Source organism: Thiovibrio frasassiensis, assembly GCF_029607905.1.
Classification (GTDB): domain Bacteria; phylum Desulfobacterota; class Desulfobulbia; order Desulfobulbales; family Desulfurivibrionaceae; genus Thiovibrio; species Thiovibrio frasassiensis.
Map to the genome: position 1 here is coordinate 277,530 of NZ_JAPHEH010000001.1, position 25,448 is coordinate 302,977.

The following is a 25,448-nucleotide window of genomic DNA, read 5'->3' on the forward strand; positions in this document are numbered from 1 at the left end:
CTTGAGGAGGAGGTGGAGATCCTTGACGAGGAAGAACTTGAGGAGGTTCTCGAAGAAGAAACCTCCCCCACCGAAGGCTTGGGGGAAGAGGAAGGAGGGGCCGGGGATGCAGGGATCGCCGAAGGGGTGGAACTGCTCGACGAGGAGCTGATCGAAGAGGTTCAAGAGCTCGCCGATGAAGACCTTGCCGACACCGAGCTCCTTGAGGAGGAGGTGGAGATCCTTGACGAGGAAGAACTTGAGGAGGTTCTCGAAGAAGAAACCTCCCCCACCGAAGGGTTGGGGGAAGAGGAAGGAGGGGCCGGGGATGAGGGGGTCGCCGGAGAGATTGAACTGCTGGACGAGGACCTGATCGAAGAGGTCCAAGAGCTCGCAGACGAAGCGCTGACTGAAAGCGAATTCATTGAGGAGGAGGTGGAGATCCTCGATGAGGATGCGCTGGAAGAAATTGGAGAATCAGCGGAATCATTGGCCGCTCCTCCCCATCAGCCAAGCCCCCTGGAGGTCCTCTCAAAATACATCGAAGCGGAAGAAGCGGTGAACCAAGGAGAGTTGCTGCGGGAGACCCAGGAGGAGTTTATCAATCAGATCCTGGAACGGTTCATGCCGAAATTTATCAAGATCCCCGCCGGCACCTATCTGATCGGAAGCGCCAACCCCAAAGGGTTGGAACAACCCCTGCGCAAGGTCGATCTGCAGGATTTTTATCTTGGTCAATCGCCCGTAACCAACGACCTGTTCGACATGTTTGTCCGGGAAACAGGCTATACCACCGATGCCGAGGAAGCGGGCTATGGGATTGTCTTCGAAGGCCGCTGCACCAACAGGAAAGACCCGGAAACCGGCAGGCAAACCTTCAGCCTGACCCAAGGAACCATTGCCCGCCATGTGAGCGGGGCAAACTGGCGCCACCCTGCCGGGCCCGACAGCACTCTGGAAGGGCGACACAATCACCCGGTGGTGCAGGTCAGCCACCACGACGCCATGGCCTTTGCCGCCTGGGCCGGAAAACGGTTGCCCACGGAAGAAGAGTGGGAAGCCGCAGCCCGCGGAGCACGCGGCCAGCTTTTCCCTTGGGGGGAAATGTGGCAGGTTGATTTTGGCAATTTTGAAGGTGCCTGCCTCGGCGGCACAACCTCGGTCGAGCATTTCGGCCGCAAGGGGATGAGCCCCTTCGGCATCTACGATCTGCTGGGCAACATTGCCGAATGGACCTCCTCCCTCGACCCGGGGCAACCTGCCTCCCCCGGCAAACCGACGGAAAAAATTTACATCCTCAAGGGCGGCTCCTGGATAACCGGAGGAACCGTGACCGCGGCGTGGCGGCAGATAGAACGGGGGAAATATTGGGCAAACACCATCGGCTTCCGCTGTGCGGTCTGAAAAAACCTCCAATGACTCCCCTCCCCCTGCGGGAGGGGTTGGGAAGAGATCGAGTTCCACCCGGAATAGGATGAGCCATGCTCAACAATAACCGAGCGAGACAAAATACTGCCTCTATCCCGCTCCTTAAACCGCGAAGCTACCCTGCCAACACCTGATCAATCAGCTCCTCGCTCACCGCATCGGTGATAACGACCTTGCCGATCTCGGTGGGCAGGACAAAGAACGGCCGCCCAGCCACGGTTTTCTTGTCCGTTTTCAGAAACCCCTTGATTTGCACCGGGGAAAATTCCGCAGGAATCTCCGTGGGCAGACCATAATCCGCGATGAGCCGGCACACGGCATCAGCCTGATCCTGGGAAAAAATCCCCTTACCCACCGCCAAGCGGCAGGCAGCCACCATCCCCAGGCCAACCGCCATCCCATGGGCCATGCTGAAGTTGGAAGCCGCCTCCACCGCATGCCCCAAGGTGTGGCCGAAATTCAGAATCCGCCGCAGATCTGCCTCGCGCTCGTCCGCCGCCACCACCGCAGCCTTGATCTCGCAACAGCGGGCGATCATCGTTTCAAGAACGGAGAGATCCCGGGCCAAAATCGCCTGCCGCTGTTCAGCAAGAAAACGGAAAAATTCCGCATCATAAATCACCCCGTATTTGATCACCTCGGCCAAGCCGTTTAACAACTCGGCTGGGGGCAGCGACATAAGAACGCTGCTGTCGATGTACACGCAGCGGGGTTGATAAAAAGCGCCGACCAGATTCTTGCCCTCGGGGATATCCACCCCGGTCTTGCCCCCCACCGAGCTATCCACTTGGGCCAGAAGGGTGGTGGGAATCTGAACAAAAGGGATGCCCCGCATATAGATGGCCGCGAGAAAACCGGTAATATCCCCGGTCACTCCGCCGCCCAGGGCGATGAGTGCGTCTTTCCGGTCCAGCCCGAGTTGCGCGAGCCTGCTGGCCAGTTCGGCAACCGTGGCCAAATGCTTGCTTGCCTCACCCCGGGGAAAGGTGATGAGCTCCGCGGAAACACCTGCCGCTGCCAAAGAGGCCATAAGCTTGGGGCCGAGAAGTTCACCGACATGGGAATCCGCTACAACCACATAGCGTTTGGCAATCCCGCGCTGCTTGAGATCCGCGCCGATTGTGGCCAAAATGTTGTTTTCGATCAAAATATCATAAGCCCTGTCGCCAAGGCCAACCCGAATTGTCCGCATATCCTTCCGCCTTTCGGAGTCTCGACTCCGTCTCGCTTACCTGGAGTCCCGACTCCGACTCGCTTACCTCGGGGTATTTCCCATGTCCCGGCCACAGTAACTATTCAGCACAAACGCGCATTGTGCAACACAGTCCCCCCTCCCCTTGCGGGAGGGGGTTAGGGGGTGGGGGTAATCAGTATAAGCAACGTTGCCACACCTAATCAGTCGGCAACTTCACCCGCCCCGTTCGCCTTTTTCTTTATAAAGAATCGGGCAAGATTGCAACCTTCTTGACAAGTTCGGCAAGATCGCTAGACTGGATATAGGATTGTTCCACCAAACAACAGCGAGTTACGGGAGAACAGACATTATGGCCGCACCGAAAAGCAGCTCCGCATTGACCGAAGCAGGAAAAAAAGTAGGCAAAGCCCTGGCCCGGTCGGGCCATACGGTTGAGGAAACCGGACAAAAGATGAAGAAAGCGGCGCAGAAGATCGTAAAAAAAGCGACGAAAAAGGCGGAAAAAACCGTGGGCTCCGCCATCGGCACGATCAAAAAAGAAGTACAGGAACTCACCCATAAAAAGGGAGCCTGTGCAACGGCGGGAAAAACCCCGCTGTTTAAGCCGGGCAAGGGCATGACCGTGGAAGGGCAGATCGGCTTCCTGGCCGGAGACATCTTTCTGTATCTAAGCGAAAACGGCCCGACCCCGGTGACAAAAATCACCAGCGTCATGAAAGACCGGGGCTCCCTTTCCCTCCTTGGCGCAGCGCTAGGCTGGCTGGCCCGGGAAGCGAAGATCTCCTTTTCCAAGGACGGCACCAAGGTTTCCATCCTCTGATTCCGGCTGGCAATCAGGCTATTGCTTGGGAGGCTAAACCTACAACCGTCATTCCCGCGCAGGCGGGAATCCATGCTTGAGAATGAAAAAACAAGCCGCAGTGTATATTCTGGCAAGCAAATACAACGGCACCTTATATCTCGGTGTAACCAGCAATTTAATGCAAAGGATTTGGCAGCACAGGAGTAATCTGGCTGATGGGTTTAGGAAAAAATATACCGTCCATTTTCTCGTATATTACGAATTGCATGAGGAGATGCCAACAGCGATTCTGCGCGAGAAACAACTCAAGCAGTGGAACAGGCAATGGAAAATCAACTTGATCGAAACGATCAACCCAACCTGGAAAGACTTATGGCAAGAATTGATCTGAGCATGGATTCCCGCCTGCGCGGGAATGACGGTTTAGACATGTAATCATCAAAGCAATGCTCTGGCAAGCATGTCATTCCCGCGCAGGCGGGAATCCATGAGTACGGCGACCAGACTAAAACATTCGCGCAGGGGTGAACCAATCGCCTGGCCAACAGCAAAAACCTACATAAAAAAAGGGGAGACACCTTACGGTATCTCCCCTTTTTTTATAACCAAAAACTCAGGAACAGCGAGATTACATCGCGGAACCGGAAGCAGCGCCCTGCATCTTGACCTCAACCTTCTCGGTCAAAGTGGCATAGTATGCGCGCAGGATAACCAGAACCTCTTCACGGCCAAAGTGGTCAACAACCTCTTTGCCCTCGGAAAGAGCCTTACGCAGCTTGGTGCCGGAAAGGATAACGCGATCATCCTTGGTGTGCGGGCAGGTACGCAGAGAAGCCATACCATCGCACTTGGTGCAGTAGAAGGTCCAGTCGATCTTCAGCGGCATGCACTTCAACGCCTTGCCTTCGGCCAGGTTGGTCGGGATGCGGTCGAAGATTTCCTGAGCCTCGAACAGGCCGTAGAAGTCGCCAACACCGGCATGGTCACGACCGATGATCATCTTGGTGATGCCGTAGTTCTGACGGAAGGTTGCATGGAGCAATGCTTCACGGGGACCGGCATAACGCATATCCAGCGGGTAACCGGCCTGGATGACGTTGTCTTTTACAAAGTAGTTCTCAACCAGGCAATCGATGGCCTTAACGCGAACCTCGGCAGGAATATCGCCGGCCTTCAGGTTGCCGATCAAAGAGTGGATCAGGACGCCGTCACATACTTCGATGGCGATCTTGGCCAGGAACTCATGGGAACGATGCATGGGGTTACGCAGCTGCAGGGCAGCAACGTCGGACCACTTACGCTCTTCGAACATGGCGCGGGTCTCGGCAGGGGTCAGGTACACGCCCTTGTACTTGGCGGGGTACTCGCCCTCGGAAAGAACCTTAACCGGGCCGGCCAGGTTCACTTCTTTCTGCTTCATAACCATCTGAACGCCGGGATGATCCTTGAGCGCGATATCCCAGAACTTGTCATCGGCAGACTCTTCGCCTTCGCCCTTGAATACCTTCTCACACTCCCACTTCTTGTCAGCGTCGGTCATTTCGAACTTCTCGCTGATCTTCATGGTGGCGTAGATCTCACCATCAGCCTCAAGAGCAACCTCGTCGCCTACCTTGATTGCATCGGCATCGGCCTTGGAAACGTCCAGGGTGATGGGCAGGGGCCAGAAGGTGCCGTCAGCCATGGTGAAATTCTCAACAACACCCTTCCAGTCGGCCTTGCCCATGAAGCCATTCAACGGAGAAAAACCGCCGATGCCCATCATGATCAAGTCGCCTTTTGCGCGGGCGCTGATCTGGATCTTCTTCAGGCCTTTGGCCTTTTCCTGCTCAGCGGTACGCTCGTTGCCATGCAACAGACAGCATACCAGACCTTTTCCACCATGGGGAGCGACTAACTTAGACATGATTGAGTCTCCTTTTTATAATGATACAGAAAATATTAAAAGAATGCACAATTGCACAATGAACACAGATTCAGTTTGACGATCAGGTATACGAGAGCCCCCAATAATTGTCAAGCAAAAAGTCTTGGCAAAAACACACAACCCTCCATTACAGGGCAACAACAAAAAGCCCCAGGCAACTGGGGCTTTGTTTTAAAAGATATTTTTTTGCTGGAGGAGAACAAGAGGTCAAAAAAAAGAGCGGTTGACGCACGTCCAGCGGCAACCGACGACGTCCTGTTTTTTCAGAACGCCGACAGCACAATCAGGGCAGGCAACTGACAGAAAAGAGGTTACGCCTTTCCGTCAAACAGCATCCCAACCAGATCATTCAGCTTCGTCCGCAGTTGCAGGATCTCTTCCGTGGGAAACTGCCGGATCAGATCACCGCTGTTCTTGTCGGTAATCTTCACCACCACATCTGCCGAGCTGTTATCAATGGAAAACTGGAGATTTGTCCCCATTTTGTCGAAACGAGCCTGGACTTCCCGGACATATTGTACGGCCTGCTCTTGCGACAGCTTTCCTTCCCGTTGCGACATGGCCTTGCGATCAAGCGCAGCGCCTTCGCTCCCACCACTCGAGGCAACCGGCATTACCGCCACCTTCTGCTTGTCCTGGCGCACCATGGCCGGAGCAACCGGCATACTCCCCAGATTCTTGCTCTCACCAGCAGCAACATTATTCACGTCCATGACAACCTCCCATTGTTACTCCACGATGCTTCCATGCCTACCACAACAGCATCCTTCTATCAAACAGAAAGCCCGGCCTTATTGCAGACAGGAACAACCGGCCTCCCAGTTTTCTTCTTTCTCAGACCAAAAAACACATGTTGGCTACGGCGACAGCGCCTTCCTTTTTATGGCCGCGAGAATAGACCATTGCCGACTCTTCGGGTGCATTCTCGATGATGCTCTCCACTTTTTGCTCACTCCCCAGACCATTTTCCCGCATGGCGGTTTCTTCCCAGATCTCTTTCAAGCGCGTCACATACCGCTGCGCCTGACGAATAACAGCGGCATCCTTGTTCACCGGGACCTTGCCCAGCTCAACCAGCATCGTGGCATACATGCCCCGCAGAAACTGGGCCGGCTCCGACTCATCTCCCGGTGTCACGCAGCAATTCAACTCCGTGATAATGGCAATGGCCTTGGAGAGATTTTCGCCCCGCTTTTTAATATCATTTTCCTCAAGCCCCTCACAGGCGCAGGTGAGGTTGATTAAAAGCCGTTCGTACAGCATATGAATAAGCTTGGCAGGATGAATCTTTGCACTTGCCTGCGCCTGAAAATAGGCATTGCTTGCTTGCTTCGAGACCATATCCACGCTCCTTTTTACGAAACCATTTTTTCTCCGGCTAGCACCGGAGCCTTTTGCAAGCCCCCCCGGGCCAATAATTTTCACGCTCTGGCCTGGCTACTTGCTTCTTTTACCCAATGTTGTACGTATCGGTAGTTCCCGGAAAAACGATAAGGGAATTTTTTTCGCCTTTCCCCATAAAACCATGCCAACTCAGGCAGTTCGCTGACAAAAACGCGGCGCCCCCTTCAAGCCGACCCGATAGCCGACAAGCCTTTTTTTGCCCTGACCAAGCGATTTGAGCTCCTCACCAACCTGGGCCTGCAAGGCAACAAGCCGTGCGACAATCCGGGCATCAAGGTCGGCGACCAGCTGCATCTTTTCCAACTGCAGCGCAAGGGAGTGCTGCCGTTGTTCCTTCTGCTGACGTCCGTCGCTGTGACCCAACCAATGCTCTTCTTGCGCCAGAAGCGGCTGCAATCTCCCAACCAACTCAGTGCGTGCCTGCCAAAAGAGGCTCTGCGCCTCTTCCTCCGGCGGGCCATCCTGCACCGCTTCTAAAAATGCGGCGGTCACCTCTGCCAGCTCCCCATAGAGAGCCACGACCGTATCCACCAATTCCGTTGCCGGTTGCCCTGCCGCATCCATAGTCATCGTTCGTCTTCTCCCCCCAGCGCGAAACGCCACACCGTCCCGCTAAATTCAGCACCGCTGCGCCCCCCCGGCACATCAATTCTTGCTCGCGCTTAGGCTCGCAATTTGGGCGCTTAAAAAGTCACCCTGCTTCTGGATACTGCTCAACAAGGTATCGAGCTGAACAAACTGCTTGGTAAGCAAGTCGTATTTATTGTTCAGCCTGATGGTCATGCTCTCGATCTGGTCGTCCAGCCGCTGGATGGTCTGATCAACCCGCCCCTTCTCGTTGGCAATCACCCCAAGAGTCGGTTTGGTGATATCCCGCAACTGCGCGTTCAACAGAGTGGCAACCCCGTCAATCCCATTGTCGGTATCGCCCACCAGAAGGAGCTGAACATCTTCCGGGTTACTTTCCAAGGCGGCGGCGAGAACCGTCTCATCAAGGGAGGCGGTGCCGTCCCGGTCAAAAGAAAGACCAATATCCGTCATGTTGCCATAGGCGCCACCCAACCCACCAATCGAGGCCAACAGAGTCTGATTCAACTGGCTGGTCATGGTGCGGAAGGTGGAAACACCGGAAAGAGAACCACCCACCCCTGTGTCCTGATCGTATTTGGAATTATCGGCAATCTCCTTGGCTGCGGCATTATAGGCCTCAATCATGGCGACGATCTTTGCCTTAACGCTGTCCATATCACTGGTAACCTTGACTGAGGAAGCGCCAGTGGCTTCCAGATTCAGGGTAACCCCGGAAATGATATCACTGATGGTATTGGTGGCGCGCTGATAAGTTATGCCGTTGATGGTCACTTCCGCATCAAGGCTTTCGGCAAGCCCCTGCACCTCGGTAAAGGTCAGGTCCGTGCCGTTGGTGTCAATGGTTACGGCGTTGGCCTCGCCGGTCTCGTTGGAAACCAACACCAAATGAAAGGCCGTAGCCGTCCCAGTGCCGTCATCCATCACACTGGCGGTAACGCCGGGATTATTGACATCATTGTTGATCGCATCGCTGAGTTGCTGCAGGGTGGTGGAAGAGGCAACCGCCACACTGGACTGGGTACCATTGATGGTGTAGGCGAAAGTTCCAGTACCGCTGGCAATCGCGGTGTCTGCCGTGGCCACCCCGGAAGATTGCCAGGAGTTCTGCTTGGCCAATCTCCCTACTGTCACCGTGGATATCCCGGTGCTGGCTCCACTGCTGACCGTGGCAGTCAACACACTCGTCTGCGACGAGGAAATCTGCCGCGCCAAAAAGGTGGTGGACAAAGAGAGATCAAGAGCCTTCGTTTTAACCGCCAGCAACTTGGTGTTCACGGTGTCGAACTCGGCGAGCTGATCCTTATACTGGAGCTGTTGCGCCTTGATATTGGTGATCGGTACCTGATCCGCGGCCTTGAGCTTCTCAATAATGCCCTGCAGATCGATACTGGAGCCTGCGCCAAGCGTGGAAATTGAACCAGCCATGCTGTCTCACCTCTGTTAGATGTTGCGCCTCTTTGACAAGACCAACCTTTTACTCTTCGACAGGATCAGGAACTAACGGAAAATATCTTTTCAGGTTGAATTTCCGGTCGTGCTGAGCGTGTCGAAGCATAAAAAATCTTACAAAACCTGCCCACCCGCTTGAAAAAAAGGGGGCTGGCGGCCAAAAACCGCCGCCCCCTATGTAGCCAAAACCACATCCTCAGGCGTTAGAGCTGAAGAGCGATAAATCACCCGCTCTTCAGCCCGTCAGCCCGATGGATTAACGAAGCAGAGTCATGATGTTCTGCTGTACTGCGTTTGCCTGCGAGAGGGCATAACTACCAGCCTGTACCAGGATATTCATCTTGGCGAAGGTGGAACTCTCGTCGGCGAAGTCAACGTCACGAACAGCTGATTCAGCCGACTGGATGTTGACCCGGGTTACGGAGATGTTACGCAGGGTTGCTTCAACCTGGTTCTGAGCAGAACCAAGACCGGAACGGATCTTATCCAACGCCTCCAAAGCAGAGTCAGCACGCTGGATGGTGGTCTGTGCGGCGCTAGCGGTGGTAACATCGGCATCAGCAATACCACCGGAGGCGGCTGCCACCTGGCTGGTTGCGCTGTTGAAACCGAAGGCTTCCATGGTCTGCTGATCACCCGTCAAGGCGATGTTTCCGGTGGAATTCAGCGTTACCGAACCGTGCTGGGAGCTGTTGGTAACAAGGGAAGAACCGAGAGCCTCGGTCTGCGCAGCCCCCTCATTGGCGCCCGCAGGGGTAAGGGCCTGAATGGACAACGTATCAGCAGCAACCTCGGTAGAGGCCACGAGGTTGATATCTTTGCCGTCTGTCCGGGTGATAACGGTTGCAGCACCGGGAGCAGACTGTGTAACGGTATACTCGCTGCCAAGGGCGCTTAATGCAGCAAAAATATTATCCCTGGTGGTAGCGGTATCAGAGGCGGCGTTATAGGTAATATTTACCCCGCCGACATTGATCTCCGAAGCCCCATCAGCAACATATGCCGCGGTGATAGAAACCGAGGTCCGGTTATCGACAAAACCGGAACCCAAGGTATTGTCGAAACTGGTCGCTGAATAGGCGCCGCCGTTATAAATAGCGATATTCCGGCCATCCGCTGCGGTAAGGGTCAGTTTGCCGTCGGCAGAAACAGAAGCGCTAACCCCGGTCTCTGCCTGCTTGGCGTTGATCGCCGAAACCAGCGCGCCATCAGCATCATTTGCCACCACGGTAACCGCACCTACATTGATACCATTGATTACCAGACCGCCATCGGCGATGGTGCCGCCGACAATGGTACCGGTTCCGGCCCAGCTCGTCTCGGCGGTAGCCTTGACACTGGTGGTTTCTGTGGTTCTGTTGATCGCAGCAGCCAACCCCTCGGCCGACAGCTGACTAACGCCCTGACCGGCGAGATTACCCGCAAGATCAACGCCATTGATCGTCAGATCGTTGGCCGCCAACTGGGCGTATGTCCCGTCTCCCAGAGTAGCATTCGTGTATTGAACAAAGTTGGAGGTGCTGTCCAGACTTTTCAGATTGGTCTGGGTGGTGGTGGTGTTGATAGTGGCCAACCGACCAACATGGCTGGCATCGGCGTTGTCGATGGAAACGGATACGGTCTGGTTGGCATAGGCGCCAACCTGGAAAGATTTATTGGTAAAATTGCCTTTCAACAGGGTCTGGCCATTGAAAGCGGTGGTATCGGCAATGATGTTCATCTCTTCCAGCAGCTTGTTGACGTCGGCCTGAATAGCTGCCCGAGAAACGGTGTTCTGACCGTCGGACGCCGCCTGGATAGCCTTGGTCCTGATGGTGGTTACGATGTTGATGGACTCTTCCAAAGCACCGTCAGCAACCTGTACCAGAGAGATAGCATCGCCGGCATTCCTCATGGCCTGACCAAGACCTGTGGCCTGGGCCCGCAGAGAGTCGGCAATGGTCATGCCCGAAGCATCATCCGCGGCACGGTTGATCCGCAGACCGGAAGAAAGACGCTCCAAAGATTTGCTCAGCGAACCGCTGGTGCCAAGCATATTCCGATGAGCACTCATTGCATCGATGTTGGTATTGATTCTGAAACCCATGGTGAAACCTCCGTGTTGTGTGTGTTTGTGAATACCGGCTTCCTTGCCGGCGTTTTAAAGCATATGTTGTTTTTTTGTTGCAGTTCCTGGCAGGTGTGTCTGGCAGCTCTTTTTGTCACCTCCTTCCCGACCAAACCCTACACGCATTTTAATCATTGCTTGATTTTCTTATCGACCCTCCCGGATTAAACTTTAAAAGAAATATTTGTCCTGAACGCGCATCGATACAAAATGCCCTTCCCCCTTGGAGGCAATGCTTCCTGGGGAGAAGAGACGAGGACTCGGATGATCTCGGGAAAAGTTCGAAATGAGGGGGATTACAACAAGCTATTGCGGTAAAACGGGAAGATGCTTAATGTATAATTGCATTCTGCACATAAAGAATATATATTGAAAATGTGGCAAGATTATCGCCTCCATAACCACCACAACTTTCCTGTGTTCTCCGTGCAGAAAGGAGCAATACCATGGGACCGGAAATAAGTTCGGCAACGCAAGCACCAGCATCTCGCCTGGCTCCTACGAATGTATCCAGAACAAATACCATGCAGAAAGTGCGGCAGGCCCAGGCAGAGCAACAACGTGCCGCGCAAAATACTGCGTCAGCCCAAGCCTCAGCCCAGGAATCGCAAAACAATCTGCGGGCTGCGCAGGCGGAAGAGCGTCGAGCTGCGGAGAGAGTTAGCTCGGCCCAGGCCGAGCACCGGAAAAACAACCAGCCCCAGCAATCCCAGACAACCGGGGAAAACATCAACATTCTGGCCTGAGCCCGTTACCCCCCCGGCCTAAACGGCTTGCATAACAAACCGACAATCCGCCCCCTGCTGCCCCCAATGCTCAAACAAATCCCTGTGCTTTTTCAATGGGTATTGAAAATTCAAACAGACTCGACTACACTAATTCGAAATCCGTGGACGTCTGATTTTTAATATCCTGCTATTGTAGCTATCCTACAGCTTTTAAGGGAGAAAAATTCAGTTGCTGCTCGATACCAAGACCCTCCTTTGCAGTCACCCCTCAGAAAACATTTATTCTCTCTTTCAGGCTATCATTCTTCCATGAGCCCTCCCAAAAAACAAAAACATTCTGCGACTAAAAGACAACATCAAAAGACTCCCCCCAATCAAAAAACTTCCTTTGATATCGAACAGGCCTTGGCCAAGGCTATCAAGAATCACCAAGCAGGAAACCTGCAACAAGCAGAAAAGCTATACAGAGAGATACTCTCACTAAAACCAAATCATGCGGAAACATTGCATGGGCTAGCTATCATTGCTTGCCAATGCAGACAATATACCGCAGCAGTCTCTCTCTTCCAAAAAGCTATTCATGAAGAGCCTACCAAAGCAGTGTATTATTATAATTTGGGCAATGCCTTCAAAGATCTGGGTCGATTTAATGAGGCCCTACCATGTTACGGACAGGCCCTGCGTTTAAAGCCAGATTATATTGAGGCATTAAACAACCTGGGGATAATTTTTCACAGCCAAGGAAAGTTTGACGAAGCAATCGCCGCCTACCACGAGGCATTACAGCTCAAACCGGATCATGCCGATGCCCTGTATAATCTGGCCAACACCCTGTACTCCCAAGGGCGGACCCAAGAATCCCTTTTATCTGCCCAAAAGGCCCTGGCGGCAAAAGAGGATTCCCCGGAAGTATACACCCTGCTGGGATATATTTTTCATAAACAAAAAAAATGGGAGGCTGCAGTTAAATGCTTCCAACATGCATTGCATCTCAGCCCAACGACCGCCATCCACTACTCTAATTTAGCCCTGGCCTTTCAAGAACAAGGAAAACTGGACGAAGCAGTAGCTTGCTATCAAAAGGCTATCGAACTGGATCCAGATTCCGCGATCGTATACAACAACCTCGGGAATCTCCTCAACAAACAAGATCGCCTCCTGGACGCCGAATCCTGTCTTCGCCAAGCACTAAAGCTCATGCCAGATTGTGCTGAGATGCACGGCAACCTTGGTGGCATTCTGAGGAGTCAGGGCCGGTTTACCGAAGCCGAAGCCAGCCTTCGCATGGCACTGGACATCATGCCTGATTATGCCTCGGCGTATAACAATCTGGCCAATACTCTCATGGCGCAAGGCTACCTCGCCGAGGCCGAAGCCAATTTTCGCCGAGCCTTGGAACTCAAGCCCGATTTTATCGAAGCGCATAGCTCCCTGCTTTTTGCGTTGAATTACCACCCGGATAAAAGTGGTGAGGCAATTTTTGAGACGTACCAAGAATATGACAAGCTGTTTGGCTTTCCCCATCGAAACAAATGGCAGAGACACACCAATAGCCGGGTTGTAAACCGCCGCCTGAAGGTAGGCTATGTATCTCCGGACTTTCGCCACCACTCGGCGCGCCATGTCCTGGAACCTTTGCTTGCCCACCGCGACAAGAAGGTGTTGGAGGTGTATGCCTATGCCGAACTCTCCAGAGAAGACACGAAAACAGCCCTATACAAGGGATATGTGGACCACTGGATACCCACAGCAGGCCTGACCGACGACGCTCTTGCCGAACACATCCGTGCCGACGCCATCGACATTCTGGTTGATCTCGCCGGGCAGACAACCAACAATAGACTGGGGGTATTTGCCCGCAAACCGGCCCCGATCTCAGTTTCATGGATCGGATGTGGCTACACCACGGGACTTACCGCCATTGACTATTACCTGACAGACCGCGCCATGGCTCCTGCCGGTAGCGAAAAATTTTTTTCCGAAACGCCCTGGCGTTTGACAACCCCTGGATTTACCTACCGTCCGGCAGAAGGTATGGGCTCCGTAAATCCCTTGCCGGCAATAGCGCGTGGACATGTTACTTTTGGGACCCTTACTCGGGCAATCCGTATCAACCACCGAACAATTCGGGTGTGGTCGGAGATTCTGAAACAGGTGGCAAACTCTAGATTGGTGATCGACAGCAGCAATTTTAAAGACACTGCCCTACAGACAGCTTTGGCCAAAAAATTTGCCGCTCATGGTATCAGCCGAGAGCGGCTGGAAATCGGCTTCCACAGCCCACCGTGGGATGTGCTGCGTGGCATGGATATTATGCTGGATTGTTTCCCCCACAACTCCGGCACCACACTGGTTGAATCCCTTTACATGGGGGTGCCCTTCGTTACCCTTGCAGGCCGACCCAGCGTGGGGCGACTTGGAAGTGCAGTCCTAGAAGGAGTTGATCATCCAGAGTGGATTGCCAGAACGGAAGACGAGTATGTGAAAATCGCCGTGGCCTTGGCCTCCGACCTCCCACAATTGGCAGCGCTACGTATTGTTTTGCGGAAAGAGTTGGAGACGGGTCCGCTCATGGATGAACCGTCCTTCGCACGCAAATTGGAATCTGCATACAGGGAGATGTTTGCAAAATGGTGCGAGAAAAATCAATGAAAGCCGTTATCCTCGCCGGGGGACTCGGCACCCGCATTAGCGAGGAAACCCACCTGAAGCCCAAGCCCATGGTTGAAATCGGTGGCAGGCCGATTCTATGGCACATTATGAAACTTTACTCCGCCCACGGGGTGAATGACTTCGTGATCTGTTGCGGCTACAAGGGCTACATCATCAAGGAGTATTTTGCCAACTACTTCCTGCACATGTCGGATGTGACCTTTGACATGGCAAATAACCGGATGGAAGTACACGAACAACATGTTGAGCCATGGCGGGTCACACTTATAAACACTGGAGAGGATACGCTTACCGGCAGCAGACTCAAGTGGGTTGCACCGTACATCCAAAACGAAGAGGCATTCTGCTTTACTTACGGTGATGGTCTGGCGGATGTGAATGTGACCGCTGCAATTGCCTTTCATCGGCAGCACGGCAAACTCGCAACCATCACGGCCGTGCAACCGCCTGGCCGATACGGCGCCCTACAAGTAAATGGTTCACAAGTGGATGGCTTCATGGAAAAACCGCGCTGCAATGGTGGATTGATCAATGGCGGTTTTTTTATCCTTTCCCCCAAATGCCTCGACTATATCGAGGGCAACAATTCGAGTTGGGAGGGCAAACCGCTGACCACCCTTGCCGCTGCGGGGCAACTCATGGCTTTCGAACACAAAGGCTTCTGGCAGCCAATGGATACATTACGCGAGAAAAACCAACTCGAAGAACTTTGGCATTCGGACAAGGCCCCGTGGAAAATCTGGTAATGATGAATCCATCCTACTGGCAAGGTCGCTCGGTTTTGGTCACCGGCCACACCGGTTTTAAGGGAGGGTGGCTCACCCTCTGGCTTCATCGGCTTGGCGCAAAGATACATGGTTATTCGCTTGATCCGCCGACCACCCCAAGTCTGTTTGAGGTCGCGAATATCGCGCCCCTGCTGGATTCACATACTTTGGCTGACCTGGCAAATCTTGCGCAGCTGCAAGCAACATTTCGTGAGACCCAGCCCGAAGTAGTGTTTCATTTGGCGGCTCAACCTTTGGTGCGGGAGGGATATCGCGACCCACTGGGAACCTTGGCCAGCAATGTAATGGGCACGGCACATGTGCTTGAGGTGGCTCGTATGACCGCTTCGGTACACGCGATCGTAATCATCACCACCGACAAGGTCTATGAAAACAGAGAATGGGAACATCCATATCGAGAAATCGATCCGCTGGGGGGACATGACCCTTATAGTGCCAGCAAGGCGGCAGCGGAGATCGTGACCGCCAGTTATCGTGCGAGTTACTTCGGCCAAGGAACAGATCATTCGGCCCAGCTTGCAACAGTTCGAGCCGGCAATGTGATCGGGGGCGGTGATTGGGCTGCCGACCGGTTGGTGCCAGACTGCTTGCGTGCCTTTGCTGAGGATGATACGGTACGACTACGTTTTCCCAGGGCCATGCGGCCGTGGCAGCACGTACTGGAGCCGCTTGCCGGTTATCTGCTGCTGGCGGAACAACTCCTCAGCACCGATGGCAAACGATTTGCCAAGGCCTGGAACTTTGGCCCCGATACACGCAGCGACGTCACTGTGGGCGAGGTCGCCGAGGCCACAGCACGTTATTGGGGGAAAGACGCGAGTGTTGAATATATGCCCTTGTCCGACCATCCTCACGAGGCTAGACTACTTCGACTCGACAGCACTCAGGCGCGATGTGAACTTGGCTGGCAACCCCGCTGGTCGCTGCAACACGCCCTTGAGCAGACAGTTGCCTGGCACCGAACCTGGCTGCAGGGAGCGGATATGGCCGCCTACAGCCTTGAGCAGATCCGCGCTTACGAGGAGCACGGTCAACCATGAAGAGCTGTTTCGCCCTTTCCGAAACACCCCTGCCGGGGCTGACCCTCTTACAACGAAAGCCCTTTGGCGACAATCGTGGATTCTTTGAACGCCTGTTCTGCCATCAAGAACTCCAAGCTTTCGTTCCCGGCAAAAATATTATGCAAATCAACCACACTCTGACCACAAAAATCGGGACAATCCGAGGCATACACTTCCAGTACCCGCCCCATACCGAAACCAAGCTTGTAAGCTGCCTGCACGGCGAAGTGTACGATGTCGCCGTGGACCTGCGGCAAGGATCCCCAACCTTTCTGCGTTGGCACGCTGAAATACTCAGTGGTGACAATCACAAAACTCTTATTATCCCGGAAGGTTTTGCCCACGGATTTCAGACCCTTACCGAAAAATGTGAAATGTTGTATTTACACACCGCCGCATATCACCCAAATGCAGAAGGCGGGATACACAGCCAGGATCCACGGCTGGCTATCCGCTGGCCCCTGCCCATTAGCGTTCTTTCTTCCCGCGATGCGACCCATCAGTTGCTGCTTGATGATTTTACCGGAATAACGATATGAAGTGCCGTCACTGCGCAGCCGAACTCACCGTGCCGCTAGTGGATCTTGGTAGTGCGCCGCCATCCAACGCATACATCACCGAGGAGCGCCTGCATAGGTCTGAAAAATGGTTTCCCTTACGAGTGTTAGTGTGTGATTCTTGCTGGTTGGCACAGACCGAGGATTTTGCCGGACGGGAAGAACTTTTTGTTCCAGACTATGCCTATTTTAGCTCTTTTTCCACCACTTGGCTGAAACACACCGAGCGCTATGTCACCGCAATGATCGACCGTTTCAACCTCAACGCCCACAGCCTCGTTGTCGAGGTGGGCTCCAACGATGGCTACCTGCTTCAATACTTCAAAGGGCGAGGTATTCCCTGCCTGGGGATTGAACCCACCGCCAGCACCGCCACTGCAGCCAGAGAGAGAGGAATCGCCATTATAGAGGATTTCTTTGGGGTAAATCTCGCATCTGCACAGGCCGCAGAGGGCAAGCAGGCGGATTTGATTGCCGCGAATAATGTCCTGGCCCATGTTCCGGACATTAATGATTTTGTGACAGGCTTTGCCGTGCTGCTCAAGCCCCAGGGCGTAGCCACTTTCGAATTCCCCCACCTATTACGCTTGATGGCCAACAACCAATTTGACACCATCTACCATGAACACTTTTCCTATTTGTCGCTCACTGCGGTCAGCCGCATCCTTGCCAGCAACGGGCTGACCGTGTTTGACGCGGAAGAACACCCCACCCATGGCGGCAGCCTACGCGTCTTTGCCCAACGAAGCGATACTGGGCAGGCACCATATAGCGCCCGGGTAAGAGAGTTACTTCAACACGAAAAGAAAGTTGGCATGCTCACCGCCGCTTATTACTCTGGCTTCCAGGCAACGACAAACAAGGTGAAAAATGATTTTCTCTCCTTTTTGCTGGATGCCAAACGTCAGGGAAAAACCATCGCTGCATACGGTGCTGCCGCTAAAGGCAACACGCTGATAAATTATGCGGGGGTTCGCCCCGACCTGATTTCCTTCGTCGTGGATCGCAACCCACAAAAACAAGGCAAATACATGCCGGGAAGCAGAATTCCCATCGTGGACGAAGCCCTATTACAGGTTACAAAGCCAGACTTTATCGTTATCCTGCCTTGGAATCTTGAGGAAGAAGTCACACAACAGCTTGCATACGTGGACTCTTGGGGCGGCCAATTTGTAACCGTCATTCCTTGCCTGAAGGTAACATGAAATAATGAAATAGCACTCACTTTACACTATATTTTCCTCTGTTGAAGCCGATTCCTGTTTCGGTTTGATTTGCAGATGCCACGCTGAACTGCATTTGTAAACTTACAAATTATGGCGTTGCAGTCCCTGGATTTATAAAGCTAACTCATAACTACCTATAGTCTCAAGTATAGATTCTCTGTATCGTTCGAACAGTCTGGCTGACTCGCGATTTTCAAGAACAAGCCCCTTTATCTCTGCAACATCGTCAAGAGCGTCTTCGTACCGACCGAGTTCGTGAAAACATTTTGAACGACAAGCCAACGCAATTACATGAAATGGATATCGGTCTATCAGCTTATTCAGCTTCGGTATGACATGCGCATAATTCTTCATCCTGAGATTGTAGTTTAGGAAAAAATTCAGTTTAATATTCATGTCATATATGAGATCTGACAGATCCTGCCCAGAAATTTCCTCCGTATCAAATGGTCTTTTCTTGAATCCCTGCGTAGAACTATCCCAGATATTAACTAAATCGTCCTGTGTTAAGGTTCCTCTGCTTAACAGGATGTTAGTCATTTCCGTTTCCGGATAAGGATAGGCAGCAAAAAACGCAATCCAGTCGACCGAGAGATCGCTAATGAATTTGTATGTTTCATGCATCATCTCCTTGGTTTCACCAGGAAAGCCTAGTATGATATTTATACCGGTAAACAATCCCTTCTGCTTCGAATAGCTGACCAAACGAACTGCCTTATCAAGATCCACTCGTTTCTTAATTATTTTGTCTTGAACATGCTTGGAGCCAGACTCAATTGGGAAATAAACTGCCGTTAGACCATGCGCAATCAGGATATCAATCATTTTCTCGTCGAAGACCGCGATTGAAAGCCCCCCCGGAACAACAAGCCTAAAAGACAGGTTCCGCTCCTCAATCTTCGAAAAAAAATCTCGGAAATATTGTTTATCGGCGCCGAATAGATCGTCCAGAATACTGATCGTATTAACTTGAAAGGTAGTGATCAAATACTCGATCTCTGCAACTATCCTGTCGACACTAAAAAAAGAAACCTTCCTTCCGTGAACCTTGTCTGCGGAACAGAACGAACAGCCGAAAGGACAACCTCGGGACATGAATATCATGCCGGTACGTGTACCTTCTTCGTAGGTCGGCGCAGTGGACTCGTTAACAACAAGGTATTCCATGTCTATCAGATCATACGGATATGGGGGAATTGTGTCTAGATTGGTGAGAGTGGGGGCCATGCTTGCAACATTATCAATCCCAGTTACGACGCCCGGAATTTGGGCAGGATTTTTGCCTTCCATCAGGCATTCAAGCAAAATCAAAAAAGAAAGGTCGCCTGGCCCCCTGACGACAAAGTCGATACTTGGATCAGTGATGAGTCCGCGAGTGAAAGTTGTCGCGTGAACCCCTCCTGCAATGATCTTGCTGGTGGGCCATTTATCTTTGCATATATTACTAAGCTGCAAGCAAGATTTATGTCCATTCGAGAAACTGAACGATATGCCGATAAAATCTGGGATAAAGTCCACATTCCCAAGCATAATTTCTATAAACTTATTAAGTTCGATTGGTTCTTTGTTGGGATCGGATATGTGTTTATGTAGATCCATTGAAGCATCAACGATCTGAATTCTGAAACCTGGAAACTTTTGTCGGCACCAAGCGCCTAGCGTCATGATGCCCAATGGATATGAAAGATAAATATTGCTATCGCTACCCTGGTTTACCAACAACTCATTTATTATTTTAGTGGGCGAGCTGAAACCGTTTACAAGTAGTATGTTTTTAATTTCTTTCATATTTGACATCTTCACCTGCCTAAAATATAATAGGAATATATATTTCCATGTTTACTTTACATATAAACAATAAATTAGCAGTCAATATATCAACAAAAAGTTATGAAACCTATGGGATATGACATGCTTACCAGATTATTTACCATGTCATCTTTATTGAATACGGATGCAATTACAACAACTGAGTCTAGCGGAGCAGAAGATAGGCACTCAGGCGATATTATGCTTAGGCCACCAACGGTCTTAAGTTGTTTAGCCGGGTTTTTATCGACAAGATAACGCAAGTTGCAATCTCGTAATCCGGCAAGAGAATACAATGAAAAAAATTCAATCCCAATGCCCCAGACATAGACAGGTCGACCACTCGCTGCCAATTTAGACACTTGGTCGCGATGGATTTCAAGAAAATCCTCTTCAGCGTCAATGTACCGGCGCACACTATTACTGAGTCCTAAAGTATCCGCCCCATACCCTGACGCGACATTTTTTGATTTGCAGAACAAGACACATAGCGACGGGTAGTTCGCCGTAGAATTGTATGGCATAAGAGATTGGCACTCATATATCCTTTCAAAGCCTGCGGCTTCCATCAACATTGTCAGATGTGACAAATCAAAGTGGTTTATATGCTCACGCATGCAGAACCAATAGAAATCAAATATACGACCATCTTCGTACCGACCAGCATTTGGTACCTCAACGAAAACAATACCGTCCTCGGCTAACACGCGGTTTGCTTCAGCAAGGGCACGTAATGGATCGTACAGGTGCTCAAGGACATGATTGTATATCAGGATATCCCTTGAGCCATCAGTGAACGGCAAATTGTCAACTGTACCTGTTGCAACATCCAGTTCATAGTGAGTGCGAGCGTACTCAGCGCACTTGGGGTCAATTTCAACGCCTTGTAGGCTAGAAAATCCACGTTGCTTTAAAAATGCCAAAAACCCTCCTTTGGCACACCCCACATCAGCAATTGCTGCTTCTTTCGATATTGAATTTGAATCGAAAATCTCAACATATTTCTCATAACGGTTCAAGTCCGCCGGTGTCGATCCACCGATACCAAAACCTGATTCCCCCGAGTAAAACGTTTCATTCTGGTAGAACCTGTCAATGCTGGTGTTGCCTATGTCGTTATAAACAAAACCACAATTGCCGCAACAGACAACCCTTATGTCAACATTGAACGTGGATCCATCAAAGCTATGTATTGTGTTCTGGAATAGAGTCTCGTGCTTGTCACTGGAACAAATTGGGCACAACCTGCTGGATATCATATCTTGCCCCCATTGGCATCGAGACCGGGTATCGGATTCCCAAAGAACTACTAACGTGCATGAAGCAATTCATATTATTCTAAAATCAATATCTCGCCCGAAAAACCTAGCTGCTCAAGAGATGCTTTAATCGAATCCACATGAGCTACCGCAGCAATCAAAACGATGGCATTGAGATCGGCATTGCAGATCTGATCCTGTGAAGCGATGACAATGCCATCAACAGCGCTATTCTGCCGGCAAGGGTTCATGTCTATCAGGCCAACGATATTACACTTCTTAAGACCGGCTGCTTCGTATAAATAGAGAAACTCCCGGCCTATCCCCCATACATACACTGGCCGCTTATCTGCAGCCAACATCTTTAAAATACGCTGTTTTCCCTCAAGACGCGACAGATCTTGCTTCACATATTTTTCTATTTTTTCTTGTAATGCTATTACAGCTGTTCCCCTGCCTTCTTCCACAGGAAAAGACCCGCTCTTGCGGAACAAGGCGCAGAGATTCGGCATGACCATTTTAGAACTCATTATGGCATGGTCATTCTGGACATATTCTAGCAACTCAAAACCCTCTCGTGCAGCGAGACAAGTCAAATTCCCGATATCAAAATGCTGTATGTGTTCACGCAACAACAACCAATAAAAATCGAAAAAATAGTATCCAGCATACCTGGAAGCATCCGGAACACCGACACAGAAGATACCGCCTTTTTTAAGAACCCTGAAAGCTTCACGCAATGCCTTGGCGGGACTTACTAGATGCTCTAACACTTGCTCTACAACAACGACATCAAACATATTATCCGCAAAAGGGAGATTTTCAGCGTTACCGTGTTTAATCGTGAACAGATTTTCCTCCTGAGCCCGATGTGTGTATGTCACCGTTGAGTCTACCCCAAAAAGGTCCACAAAACTTTTGCGACTGAGGTAGCTCAAAAAACCGCCAAGAGCACAACCCACGTCAAGGATTTTGTCACTAAAAGATAGGTGCGAGGAAAGCATCTGGAACAAATGATCGTAGCGTCCGACAGTCAGCACATCCGCACTACCGGGACGATCCCCTTCTGTGATTACTGAGCTCAGGTTTGCGGGCGCATATTCACTATTATAATAGTTTGCCAAACCCAAAATTTCATCCGGGGATAAATCATTATAAACATGGCCGCAACGGATACATGCCTCAAGCCGTATCGTTGAATAAAGGGTGGAGCTGTCAATATTCCCGCAGTTTAAAGATAGAATCAGTTTATTGTCAGTCGAATTACAAATCGGACATGACAACCAATTCCCGTGGCTCATTTTTTCCCCTTTATCTGGTTTAATCTATTAGCCCAACAATTAAGTTTTGAATTTTCTGGAAAATACCGCTGAAAATGAAAAACTGATCCTTTCGTTTTTTCAATTAACCCATACCTTGAGAATGCCGAGATAGCTATTTCCAAGTCAACATCAGCATTGAATATTGCTTTATTTCCCTGGCAAGAAATAAACCACTCAAACGGATCTTCGCCAAAAATGTCTTTAAAACAAATATATTGCTTTATCCGAGATGACACTAAGCTGCCATAATGATTATTAAGCGAGGCTTCTAGCACTTCAACAGCAAACCGCGTTCTCACCGACTCTGCAGCTCTCCTCCCAATCCTTTTCATTTCGTTTGGGTTATCATATAACCATTCTACAACCTCGCCGAACTCCTCAGGAGAATTTACGAGGAAACCCGTTTCACGATCTTTTACAATAAATCGTTCCGCCGGATTGTTAAGCACTACCGGAACAATTCCCATGGCCATTGCTTCCAGAAGAGCATTTTCGGTAGTGCCATAGTGCTCAGGATTAAGCAAATAAACTAGGACGTTGACAGGGGCTAATTCGGAGACAACATCGTTCGTATACCCACGAAATTCAAGCATTCCTGGCCGACCCGCCTTTCCGCACTCCCCCTCAAGGACCTCTTTATTTTTCACATCACCAATAAGACTTACTTTAAAGCCTGGAATACTGACTGCGGACAGGAAATCCACATAACGTGGATGTAATTTTGCAAAATTCAAACTCCCAATATAACCGGCAACAAGTGTTTCGTAGTCCTTGGATTCGGGCAATGGCAATCCATCAAAACCACCGCTGCTAGAAACAACTCGCATTTTCCCAACTACTTCCCCAGGCAGACTTAAAACCTCCTTAGCCTCATACGAACATGCGGAAGTAAACAAGAATTGATGGGCAGCAAGCAGTAAACCACGCGGAATTATTGGATTAAATAACCCTGAAACATGGCTCCAGGCAATAAGTCGCATGGGGGGGAACGATTGAGCACATAACACTTTTATTGTTGCCGGATGGTTCCACCACTCCAGTTGGACAATATCAGAAGCCTCAACCAACTCGCCTAAGAGTTCTGGAAGGGGGGAGACAAATACCTCCGCGCCCCTGTCCCTGACCAACTCAACAAACTGGTTTTTCTCTTGCTGCTCAAAAGTAACGATGGTGTGCTTGACATCAGCCCCCGAGAGTAAAGACTGGCAAACAAGCCCACTCAGTGCTTTACCAACCCCTCCGCCGAGATGAGCAGTGAGATGTAGCACCTTAATCATAAGGTCCGCCATGAGATGCAACTAGCTTTACAAATAAATCTTGCGCAAATGGATCTATGTTATCCGGCAGACCATGGGAAAGCTGCCCACATTGACCACAGACCGCATGCTCCTTACGCTTCTTCGATAAAAACATCTTTTGATATTCAAACATTCTGGAACCATTCCATATGTCCGTGACGGACTCCACTTTAGTGTCGCCAATGATCAACTTTCTGGACCAGTCCAAAAAACAGGTGCTCGCTGTGCCATCAGAATTTACCGAAAATGAGTAGAACACATACGGACAGACCTGAACTTCATTGATTTCTTGGCCATAGATACCAACCTCCTGATTAATATCGACACCATTGAGCTTGAATCCTGGCCAGCATGACATGATATGTTCGATATAGACACCGTCGGCAATATCCCCAAAAATTTCATAAAATTTATCTTTATCACCTTGTGACAAGGTGTCACCATTGATTTTCACGATCATTTCGCATTGTTTTTTATTTTCATAAAAATGCCGAACATTCTCCACCAATTTTTCGAAATCTATTTTATATTTCGAAAAATTCAAATACTGCTCAGAATTAATACCTTCAATTGAAATGTTAATCCTGTCCAAACCAGCATCAATAATTTCCAGGTTTAACTTTTTATTGAGAAGCGAAGCATTTGTGGTCGTATCGATCCGCTCTGAACATTTTTTCTCTTTTGCGTAATTGACCATTTTCGCGAACCTTGGATTCACTAACGGCTCGCCATCTTTGTACAACCTAAGTACTTTAATTGGAGTGTCAAATTCACAAAGATCATCAATTATTTTCTTATAAAGTCCATAATCCATTACCCCGTGAATTCGCCCACGTGTTTTCCCCATGAGATTTCTGTCGCCGGTTGGGCAGAATTTACATTGAAAATTACATGCATCTGAAGGGTCTACATTAACAATAAAAGGGACACGTAAAGGGATAACTGTTTCCAATTTTGTCCTATTTTCCAGATCTATTCGGGGCTTAATCTTAGCTTTCATTTATTTCCCCTTAAAAATTCCTGCATTTTTTGCAATATCGCCCCAAAAAGCCATCGGCTCATAATCTGGATATGGATAATAGCCAAGGTTCAGTGTAATTTCCCAATTATTATCCACGAGCCACTGCTCTACAAGCCTTCTTATTGAGATGGGCTTTCCAGAACAAATATTAACAGTCCCTACATCGAGACCGGACAATGCAAACCGGACAATCTCTCGCGCCACTTCAGCAACAGGCAAATAATCCCGCAACTGCTCTCCGCCGGACATATTAAAGCTATTATCTCCGCGCAATATTGCCTCTTTTAGCATTGAGTAAAGCGAGTTACCAGACTGACCTTCTCCATACATGTAGAAAAGACGCGCCCAAACCAAGTTGAAGTTCTTGATTGTTTTTAAAAATTCCAACTGTTGCCGCAAAGCATCCTTGGCATAACCATATGGATTAGTGGGACACGGCCTAATATCTTCTGAAAGTGGTCCCGACTGCATCCCGTATTCCAGACATGTGCCGGCCACAAATACAGATGACAATCCAGCATTAACGAGGTTTTCAAGGAACCGATACTGTCGAGGTAGTTCCGTATCGAAGTGATGAAGTGCTCTGTAGTTTGGCAGGCCGTCCCAAGCAAGGTGTATCAACACATCCGGATATCCCATTTGTGCAAAACAGTTTTGCCATGGCAAAGAAATATCCCTTTCAACGACATGTACACATGGAGGCAAGAACAACAACTTTCTTGCGTCACGTGTAACAGCAACAATTTTTATTTGCATACGGGAAAGCTCTGCCAACACATAACGGCCAACAAACCCGCTTGCCCCAGTAAGCGCTACTTTCACGG

At 50.5% G+C, this 25,448-nt stretch carries 22 protein-coding genes; 9 read left to right on the top strand and 13 right to left on the bottom strand.

Going from position 1 to position 25,448, the window contains the following annotated elements; translation table 11 throughout:
• Window positions 1-1,383 (top strand): formylglycine-generating enzyme family protein (locus tag OLX77_RS01230; protein ID WP_307631761.1); only part of this gene is annotated, 1,383 nt, incomplete at its 5' end.
• A 139-nt stretch (window positions 1,384-1,522) separates the two neighbouring features.
• On the opposite strand, the gene aroB is transcribed toward OLX77_RS01230, so the two are convergent.
• Window positions 1,523-2,599 carry a 3-dehydroquinate synthase gene (gene aroB, locus OLX77_RS01235; RefSeq protein WP_307631762.1) on the bottom strand — a complete coding sequence of 359 codons (1,077 nt, stop codon included), beginning with the start codon at window positions 2,597-2,599 and terminating at the stop codon, window positions 1,523-1,525.
• A gap of 352 nt (window positions 2,600-2,951) precedes the next feature.
• Here aroB and OLX77_RS01240 point away from each other — a divergent pair, with 352 nt between their 5' ends.
• Complete coding sequence (locus OLX77_RS01240) at window positions 2,952-3,422, top strand: winged helix-turn-helix domain-containing protein (RefSeq protein WP_307631763.1); 471 nt, start codon at window positions 2,952-2,954, stop codon at window positions 3,420-3,422.
• 82 nt (window positions 3,423-3,504) lie between these two features.
• Window positions 3,505-3,795, top strand: a complete 291-nt coding sequence (locus tag OLX77_RS01245) for a GIY-YIG nuclease family protein (RefSeq protein WP_307631764.1) — start codon at window positions 3,505-3,507, stop codon at window positions 3,793-3,795.
• 237 nt (window positions 3,796-4,032) lie between these two features.
• Here the strand turns inward: OLX77_RS01245 and sat are convergent, their stop codons facing one another.
• From sat to OLX77_RS01275, 6 genes are all read right to left on the bottom strand, one after another.
• Complete coding sequence (gene sat, locus OLX77_RS01250) at window positions 4,033-5,310, bottom strand: sulfate adenylyltransferase (RefSeq protein ID WP_307631765.1); 1,278 nt, start codon at window positions 5,308-5,310, stop codon at window positions 4,033-4,035.
• A 332-nt stretch (window positions 5,311-5,642) separates the two neighbouring features.
• Window positions 5,643-6,044: a flagellar protein FlaG gene (locus OLX77_RS01255; protein ID WP_307631766.1), complete on the bottom strand. Its 402-nt coding sequence runs from the start codon at window positions 6,042-6,044 to the stop codon at window positions 5,643-5,645.
• Window positions 6,045-6,165: 121 nt separating this feature from the next.
• Window positions 6,166-6,672, bottom strand: a complete 507-nt coding sequence (fliS, locus tag OLX77_RS01260) for a flagellar export chaperone FliS (protein ID WP_307631767.1) — start codon at window positions 6,670-6,672, stop codon at window positions 6,166-6,168.
• A 192-nt stretch (window positions 6,673-6,864) separates the two neighbouring features.
• Window positions 6,865-7,305 carry a hypothetical protein gene (locus tag OLX77_RS01265; RefSeq protein ID WP_307631768.1) on the bottom strand — a complete coding sequence of 147 codons (441 nt, stop codon included), beginning with the start codon at window positions 7,303-7,305 and terminating at the stop codon, window positions 6,865-6,867.
• A 75-nt stretch (window positions 7,306-7,380) separates the two neighbouring features.
• Window positions 7,381-8,751, bottom strand: a complete 1,371-nt coding sequence (gene fliD / locus OLX77_RS01270; protein ID WP_307631769.1) for a flagellar filament capping protein FliD — start codon at window positions 8,749-8,751, stop codon at window positions 7,381-7,383.
• Between the two features lie 280 nt (window positions 8,752-9,031).
• On the bottom strand, window positions 9,032-10,861 hold the full coding sequence (locus tag OLX77_RS01275; protein WP_307631770.1) for a flagellin N-terminal helical domain-containing protein: 1,830 nt from the start codon (window positions 10,859-10,861) through the stop codon (window positions 9,032-9,034).
• A gap of 545 nt (window positions 10,862-11,406) precedes the next feature.
• Here OLX77_RS01275 and OLX77_RS01280 point away from each other — a divergent pair.
• The 6 genes from OLX77_RS01280 to OLX77_RS01305 all read left to right on the top strand — a co-directional run bounded on the left by OLX77_RS01280 (window position 11,407) and on the right by OLX77_RS01305 (window position 17,894).
• Window positions 11,407-11,628 carry a hypothetical protein gene (locus OLX77_RS01280; protein ID WP_307631771.1) on the top strand — a complete coding sequence of 74 codons (222 nt, stop codon included), beginning with the start codon at window positions 11,407-11,409 and terminating at the stop codon, window positions 11,626-11,628.
• A gap of 291 nt (window positions 11,629-11,919) precedes the next feature.
• Complete coding sequence (locus tag OLX77_RS01285) at window positions 11,920-14,262, top strand: tetratricopeptide repeat protein (protein WP_307631772.1); 2,343 nt, start codon at window positions 11,920-11,922, stop codon at window positions 14,260-14,262.
• Window positions 14,259-15,029 (top strand): glucose-1-phosphate cytidylyltransferase, encoded by a 771-nt coding sequence (rfbF, locus tag OLX77_RS01290; protein WP_307631773.1) that lies wholly within the window; start codon window positions 14,259-14,261, stop codon window positions 15,027-15,029. The genes OLX77_RS01285 and rfbF overlap by 4 nt, the downstream gene beginning before the upstream one ends.
• Window positions 15,014-16,111 (top strand): CDP-glucose 4,6-dehydratase, encoded by a 1,098-nt coding sequence (gene rfbG / locus OLX77_RS01295; RefSeq protein WP_307631774.1) that lies wholly within the window; start codon window positions 15,014-15,016, stop codon window positions 16,109-16,111. Before rfbF ends, rfbG begins: the two co-directional genes overlap by 16 nt.
• The gene (gene rfbC, locus OLX77_RS01300) at window positions 16,108-16,671 is read left to right on the top strand and encodes a dTDP-4-dehydrorhamnose 3,5-epimerase (protein WP_307631775.1); all 564 of its coding nucleotides are present in this window, start codon (window positions 16,108-16,110) and stop codon (window positions 16,669-16,671) included. Before rfbG ends, rfbC begins: the two co-directional genes overlap by 4 nt.
• Window positions 16,668-17,894: a class I SAM-dependent methyltransferase gene (locus tag OLX77_RS01305; protein WP_307631776.1), complete on the top strand. Its 1,227-nt coding sequence runs from the start codon at window positions 16,668-16,670 to the stop codon at window positions 17,892-17,894. The genes rfbC and OLX77_RS01305 overlap by 4 nt, the downstream gene beginning before the upstream one ends.
• A gap of 132 nt (window positions 17,895-18,026) precedes the next feature.
• Here the strand turns inward: OLX77_RS01305 and OLX77_RS01310 are convergent, their stop codons facing one another.
• From OLX77_RS01310 to OLX77_RS01335, 6 genes are all read right to left on the bottom strand, one after another.
• Complete coding sequence (locus tag OLX77_RS01310) at window positions 18,027-19,703, bottom strand: B12-binding domain-containing radical SAM protein (RefSeq protein ID WP_307631777.1); 1,677 nt, start codon at window positions 19,701-19,703, stop codon at window positions 18,027-18,029.
• Window positions 19,704-19,792: 89 nt separating this feature from the next.
• Window positions 19,793-20,743: a class I SAM-dependent methyltransferase gene (locus tag OLX77_RS01315; RefSeq protein ID WP_307631778.1), complete on the bottom strand. Its 951-nt coding sequence runs from the start codon at window positions 20,741-20,743 to the stop codon at window positions 19,793-19,795.
• A 314-nt stretch (window positions 20,744-21,057) separates the two neighbouring features.
• Complete coding sequence (locus OLX77_RS01320; RefSeq protein WP_307631779.1) at window positions 21,058-22,284, bottom strand: class I SAM-dependent methyltransferase; 1,227 nt, start codon at window positions 22,282-22,284, stop codon at window positions 21,058-21,060.
• The gene (locus OLX77_RS01325; protein ID WP_307631780.1) at window positions 22,281-23,582 is read right to left on the bottom strand and encodes a glycosyltransferase family 4 protein; all 1,302 of its coding nucleotides are present in this window, start codon (window positions 23,580-23,582) and stop codon (window positions 22,281-22,283) included. The genes OLX77_RS01320 and OLX77_RS01325 overlap by 4 nt, the downstream gene beginning before the upstream one ends.
• A complete protein-coding gene (locus OLX77_RS01330) occupies window positions 23,575-24,603 on the bottom strand; it encodes a radical SAM/SPASM domain-containing protein (protein WP_307631781.1) in 1,029 nt (342 codons plus the stop codon). The genes OLX77_RS01325 and OLX77_RS01330 overlap by 8 nt, the downstream gene beginning before the upstream one ends.
• Complete coding sequence (locus tag OLX77_RS01335; protein ID WP_307631782.1) at window positions 24,604-25,446, bottom strand: NAD-dependent epimerase/dehydratase family protein; 843 nt, start codon at window positions 25,444-25,446, stop codon at window positions 24,604-24,606.
• Window positions 25,447-25,448 lie beyond the last annotated feature (2 nt).